The sequence below is a fragment of the Roseibium sp. genome, from assembly GCF_050301095.1.
Classification (GTDB): domain Bacteria; phylum Pseudomonadota; class Alphaproteobacteria; order Rhizobiales; family Stappiaceae; genus Roseibium.
Genome location: NZ_JBNKYW010000001.1, coordinates 1 through 6112 on the forward strand (window position 1 = coordinate 1; position 6112 = coordinate 6112).

Here is a 6112-nt window from a genome sequence, read left to right on the forward strand (position 1 = left end):
ATCTCGGCCAACGACTGGGTGGGCGAGGAAGGCATCACGCCGGACGACGCCGTCGAAATCGCGAAGCTGTTCCGGGCCGCCGGTGTCGATCTGGTGGATGTTTCCGCCGGACAGACCTCCGTCAAGGCCAGGCCGGTCTACGGCCGCATGTTCCAGACGCCGTTCTCCGACCGTATCCGCAACGAGGGCGGGCTTCCGACCATGGCCGTCGGCAACATCTACGAGGCCGATCACGCCAACTCGATCCTGCTGGCGGGCCGGGCGGATCTGGTGGCAGTCGGCCGCCCGCATCTGGCCGATCCCTACTGGACGCTGCATGAGGCAGCCAAGATCGGCGACCGCAACGCCACCGACTGGCCGATGCCCTATCTTGCCGGCCGTGACCAGATGTGGCGTCTGGCGGACCGGGAAGCGGAGATGCTGAAGGTATGAGTGTTTCGGACCGTCATATCGTCGTCACCGGCGGCGGCAGCGGCGTCGGCGCCGTCTGTGCCCGGTACCTGGCAGACAATGGCGCCAAGGTCACCATCATGGGCCGGACGGAGAAAAGCCTGGCGGAACAGAACCTTCCCTTTCAGGTCTGCGACGTCACCGATCCGGAAGCCGTTCAGGCTGCCTTTGCGGCGGCGCGGGAAGCGGCCGGGCCGGTCGACGTGGTCATCGCAAACGCGGGGTCGGTCACCAGCGTTCCCTTTGCCAGGACGACTCCGGACGATCTGCAGGCGATGATGTCGGTCAATCTTATGGGTGTTTTCAATGTCTGGCAGGCGGCCCTGCCGGACATGAAGGCGAACGGCTGGGGGCGGATGATCGCGATTGCCTCGACTGCCGGATTGCGCGGCTACCCATATGTCAGCGCCTATTGCGCCGCCAAGCACGCCGTCGTCGGCCTGACCCGTTCGCTTGCCCGGGAGCTGGCGAAGACCGGCATCACCGTCAACGCCATCTGTCCCGGGTTCGTCGAGACCCCGATGCTGGAGCGTTCGATAGAGACCATCGTTGCCAAGACCGGCATGAGCCGGGAAGCGGCAATGGACACGCTGAAAGCAGACAATCCGCAGGGCCGTTTCATCCAGCCTTCGGAAGTCGCCGAAAGCGCACTCTGGCTCTGCACCGACGGGGCGATGTCGGTCAACGGCCATGCCCTCACCCTTGCCGGAGGCGAGCTATGAAGTCCGCCCCCGAACTGACCCCCGACAGCCTTTCCAAGGCGCGGCTGCGCGTCTGGCTGAAGCTGCTTAAGTCCGTCAACGGAATCGAGGCGGAAGTCCGCCGCAACCTGCGCGACGGGCACGGCACGACGCTGCCGCGCTTCGACGTCATGTCCGCCCTGGCACGGTTCCCGGACGGGCTGAAGATGAGCGAACTTTCGACCTTCCTGAAGGTCTCCAACGGCAATGTCACCGGCATTGTCGACAAGCTGACCCAGGAAGGCCTGGCCCTGAGGGTGGCCGTCCCCGGCGACCGCCGCGCGCAGGTTGCGCGGCTTACCCCGAAGGGCAGGGCGGAATTCGAGGTGCTGGCGGAGCATCACGAGGGCTGGATCAACACCCTGCTCGAAGGTCTGTCGGCGGAAGATATTGAAATGCTTTCAGGCACTCTGGACGTGGTCCTGACCCACCAGAGCGAAGAGGATTGACGCGATGCGTAGTGATGTAACCCATTTCCGGTGCGAGATCGCAGACGGTATCGCGCGGATCTCGCTGGACCGGCCGGAGCGCAAGAACCCGCTCACCTTCGAGAGCTACGCGGAATTGCGCGACTGGTTCCGCGACCTCGTCTATGCCGACGACGTTCATGCGGTGGTGATCCTGCCGAACGGCGGCAATTACTCCTCCGGCGGCGATGTTCACGACATCATCGGCCCGCTGACCCGCATGAACATGAAGGAGCTTCTGGCCTTCACCCGCATGACCGGCGATCTGGTCAAGGCGATGCTGAACTGCGGCAAGCCGATCATTTCCGCGGTCGATGGCATCTGCGCCGGAGCGGGCGCCATCATGGCCATGGCCTCGGACCTGCGTGTCGCGACACCGGAAGCCAAGGTCGCTTTCCTTTTCAACCGCGTCGGCCTTGCCGGCTGCGACATGGGCGCTTGCGCGATCCTTCCCCGGATCATCGGTCAGGGCCGCGCCGCCGAGCTGCTTTATCTCGGCCGGGCAATGAAGGCCGACGAAGGCCATGCCTGGGGTTTCTTCAATTCGGTGGTCGAGGCGGCAGAGCTGGAAGCGACCGCCATGCAGCTTGCCGAGCGCATCGTCGCCGGGCCGACCTTCGCCAATTCCATGACCAAGACGATGCTGGCCCAGGAATGGTCGATGAGCCTGGAACAGGCCATCGAGGCCGAAGCCCAGGCTCAGGCGATCTGCATGCAGGGCAAGGATTTCACCCGCGCCTATGAGGCCTTCGTCAAGAAGGAAAAACCGGTGTTCGAGGGCGACTGATGGCCGATAAATCCTTTCTTCACTGGCCCTTTTTTGAAGACAAGCACCGGGCCCTCGCCGAAGAGCTGGAAAGCTGGGCGGCCGCAAACCTTGCCCGTCTCGATCACGGCGACACGGATGCCCTCTGCCGCAAGCTGGTAGCGGATCTCGGCGCTGCCGGTTTCCTGACACATTCGGGTGCAGAAGACGGCAAGCTCGACGTGCGCAGCCTCTGCATCATCCGCGAGACGCTTGCGCGCCACGACGGGCTGGCGGATTTCGCCTTTGCCATGCATGGCCTCGGCACCGGCGCGATTTCGCTGTTCGGCACCGACGAGCAGAAGGCGGAATGGCTGCCGAAGACACGCTCGGGCGGGGCAATCTCGGCCTTTGCGCTGACCGAGCCGCAATCGGGGTCCGACGTCGCCAACTCGACGATGACCGCGACGGACGACGGCGATCACTATGTCCTCGACGGCGAGAAAACCTGGATTTCCAACGGCGGCATAGCCGACGTCTATACGCTCTTTGCCCGGACCGGCGAAGCGCCGGGGGCCAAGGGCCTCTCCGCCTTCATCGTCACGCCGGACGTGCAAGGCTTTGAAGTCACCGAACGGCTGGAAACCATTGCGCCCCATCCTCTGGCCACCCTGCGCTTTACCGGCTGCCGCATACCCAAGAAAAACATGATCGGCACGCCGGGCGCAGGTTTCAGGATCGCGATGTCGGTCCTGGATATTTTCCGGTCCACGGTTGCTGCCGCCGCCCTCGGCTTTGCCCGCCGCGCCCTGGACGAAGCCCTGCAGCGCGTTACAACGAGAAAGATCCAGGGATCTCCGCTCTTCGACCTGCAGCTCGTGCAGGGGCATATCGCCGATATGGCACTCGACATCGATGCCGCCGCGCTGCTGATCTATAGGGCGGCCTGGACGAAGGACAGCGGCGCGCCGCGCGTCACCCGCGAAGCGGCGATGGCCAAGCTCTTTGCCACCGACCAGGCGCAGCAGGTGATCGACAAGGCGGTTCAGCTTCACGGCGGTGACGGGGTCCGCTCCGGGTCCGCCGTCGAAAAGCTCTATCGTGAAATCCGCGCGCTTCGCATCTACGAGGGCGCGTCCGATGTCCAGAAAATCATAATTGCGCGCCAGACACTTGGCGCCTTTGAGGGGGTCTGATCCATGCTTGGTCCGTCCGCACATGTCGATACCTTCACCCGCGACAATCTTCCTCCGGAAGACACGTGGCCCGATTTCCTGCTGGAAGGGTTTTCCTATCCCGAACGGCTGAACGCCGCCGTCGAACTGACCGACCGCATGGTCGAGAAAGGCTTTGGCGATCACACCGCCCTGATCGGCAACGGCCGCCGCCGCACCTACAAGGAACTGGCCGACTGGACCAACCGCCTGGCCCACGTCCTGACCGAGGATCTCGGCGTCAAGCCGGGCAACCGGGTGCTGATCCGCTCGGCCAATAATCCGGCTATGGTCGCCTGCTGGCTGGCGGCGACCAAGGCGGGCGCGGTGGTCATCAACACCATGCCGATGTTGCGCGCGGGCGAACTTGCCAAGATCGTCGACAAGGCCGAAGTCGAATTCGCGCTTTGCGACACGCGGCTGATGGACGAACTGGTTGCCTGTGCCAAGACCTCTTCTTTCCTGAAGAAGGTGATCGGCTTCGACGGCACCTCGAACCATGACGCGGAGCTGGACCGGCTGGCACTGGAAAAGCCGGTGCTCTATGACTCGGTTGAGACCGGCCGCGACGATGTCGCGCTGCTCGGCTTCACGTCCGGGTCGACCGGAACGCCGAAGGCGACGATGCATTTTCACCGGGACATCCTGATCATCGCCGACGGCTATGCGAAGGAAGTGCTGGGCGTGACGCCGGACGACATTTTCGTCGGCTCGCCTCCGCTTGCCTTCACTTTCGGTCTCGGCGGACTGGCCGTCTTCCCGCTGCGCTTCGGCGCGGCCGCGACGCTGCTGGAAAACGCTTCGCCGCCGAACCTCATCGAGATCATCCAGAAATACAAGGCAACGGTCTGCTTTACCGCGCCGACCGCCTACCGGGTGATGCTGCAGGCCATGGAGGAAGGTGCCGATCTTTCCTCGCTGCGCGCGGCCGTCTCCGCGGGCGAGACCCTGCCGGCGCCGGTCTATGAGGCCTGGATGGAGAAGACCGGCAAGCCGATGCTGGACGGCATCGGCGCGACCGAGATGCTGCACATCTTCATCTCCAACCGTTTCGACGATCACAAGCCCGCCTGCACCGGCAAGCCGGTCTCCGGCTACGAGGTGAAGATCGTCGACCTGGAGGGCAAGGAAGTGCCTAAGGGCGAAGTCGGTCGTCTGGCCGTGCGCGGTCCGACCGGCTGCCGTTACCTGGCCGATGAACGCCAGAAGCAATATGTGGTCGACGGCTGGAACATCACCGGCGACAGCTTTTCCATGAGCGCGGACGGCCATCTGCACTTTGCCGCCCGCAACGACGACATGATCATCTCGGCCGGTTACAACATCGCCGGCCCGGAAGTGGAAGCCGCGCTTCTGGCCCATCCGGCCGTGCAGGAATGCGCCGTCATCGGCGCACCGGACGAACAGCGCGGCTCCATTGTCCAGGCGCATGTGGTCCTCGGCGACGGCTACGAGCCCGACGACACCCTGCGCAAGGCGCTGCAAGACCACGTCAAGGCGACGATCGCACCTTACAAATATCCGCGCTCCGTCATCTTCACGGAGACCTTGCCGAAAACGGAAACCGGCAAGATCCAGCGCTTCCGGCTGCGCCCGGACGCCTGAGATCGAACCGAAAACTCTCATGCCAGGGCGGGCGTGAAGAGGAAAAACAAAGCCCGAAACGTCCTCCACGCATGAGGACGAACAATACAAGTGGGAACAACTAGCTCTGAACCAACAGGAGTTCGAAATGAAACTGGTAACGATGGCGGCAGCGGCCGCACTGGCAGCAAGTGTCGCAGGGGCTCAGGCAGATCCGGTTAAAGTCGGAATGATCACCACCCTGTCCGGCGGCGGGGCCGGGCTTGGCATCGACGTGCGCGACGGCTTCATGCTGGCGGTCAAGCAGGCGGGCAACGAAGACCTCGAGGTCGTCATCGAGGACGATCAGCGCAAGCCGGACATCGCCGTCCAGCTCGCCGACAAGATGGTGCAGTCGGAAAAGGTCGATGTTCTGACCGGCATCATCTGGTCCAACCTGGCCATGGCCGTCATTCCCTCCGCGACTGCGCAGGGCAAGTTCTACCTGTCGCCGAACGCCGGACCTTCCGCACTCGCCGGCAAGGGCTGTCATCCGAACTATTTCAACGTCGCCTGGCAGAACGACAACCTGCACGAGGCCGCCGGCGCCTATGCGAATTTCGCCGATTTCAAGAACACCTTCATCCTTGCGCCGAACTATCCAGCCGGCAAGGATGCGCTGACCTGCTTCAAGCGCTTCTACAAGGGCGGCCTTGCCGGTGAGATCTACACCAAGCTCGGACAGACGGATTATGCGGCCGAACTCGCCCAGATCCGCGCCTCCGGCGCCGACAGCGTGTTCTTCTTCCTGCCCGGCGGCATGGGGATCTCCTTCCTGAAGCAGTACAAAGACAGTGGCGTCGACCTGCCGGTCGTCGGTCCGGCCTTCTCCTTTGACCAGGGCATCCTGCAGGCCGTCGGCGATGCCGCGCT

The 6112-nt window shown here is 63.7% G+C and carries 6 protein-coding genes and 1 pseudogene; all 7 read left to right on the forward strand.

Features of this window, described 5'->3' with window-relative positions; genetic code table 11:
• A pseudogene (locus tag ACQY7U_RS00005) lies at nt 1–432 on the forward strand (bifunctional salicylyl-CoA 5-hydroxylase/oxidoreductase); the annotation flags it as partial.
• Complete coding sequence (locus ACQY7U_RS00010; protein WP_428640736.1) at nt 429–1172, forward strand: SDR family NAD(P)-dependent oxidoreductase; 744 nt, start codon at nt 429–431, stop codon at nt 1170–1172. The pseudogene ACQY7U_RS00005 and the gene ACQY7U_RS00010, both read left to right, overlap by 4 nt.
• Entirely contained in the window at nt 1169–1639 is a 471-nt protein-coding gene (locus tag ACQY7U_RS00015; RefSeq protein WP_428640738.1) for a MarR family winged helix-turn-helix transcriptional regulator, read from the forward strand. The genes ACQY7U_RS00010 and ACQY7U_RS00015 overlap by 4 nt, the downstream gene beginning before the upstream one ends.
• 4 nt (nt 1640–1643) lie before the next feature.
• Entirely contained in the window at nt 1644–2444 is an 801-nt protein-coding gene (locus tag ACQY7U_RS00020; protein ID WP_428640739.1) for an enoyl-CoA hydratase family protein, read from the forward strand.
• Nucleotides 2444–3598, forward strand: a complete 1155-nt coding sequence (locus ACQY7U_RS00025; RefSeq protein WP_428640741.1) for an acyl-CoA dehydrogenase family protein — start codon at nt 2444–2446, stop codon at nt 3596–3598. Before ACQY7U_RS00020 ends, ACQY7U_RS00025 begins: the two co-directional genes overlap by 1 nt.
• 3 nt (nt 3599–3601) lie before the next feature.
• Nucleotides 3602–5221, forward strand: a complete 1620-nt coding sequence (locus tag ACQY7U_RS00030) for an AMP-binding protein (protein WP_428640742.1) — start codon at nt 3602–3604, stop codon at nt 5219–5221.
• A gap of 127 nt (nt 5222–5348) precedes the next feature.
• On the forward strand, nt 5349–6112 hold a 764-nt coding region (locus tag ACQY7U_RS00035; protein ID WP_428640744.1), incomplete at its 3' end, for an ABC transporter substrate-binding protein.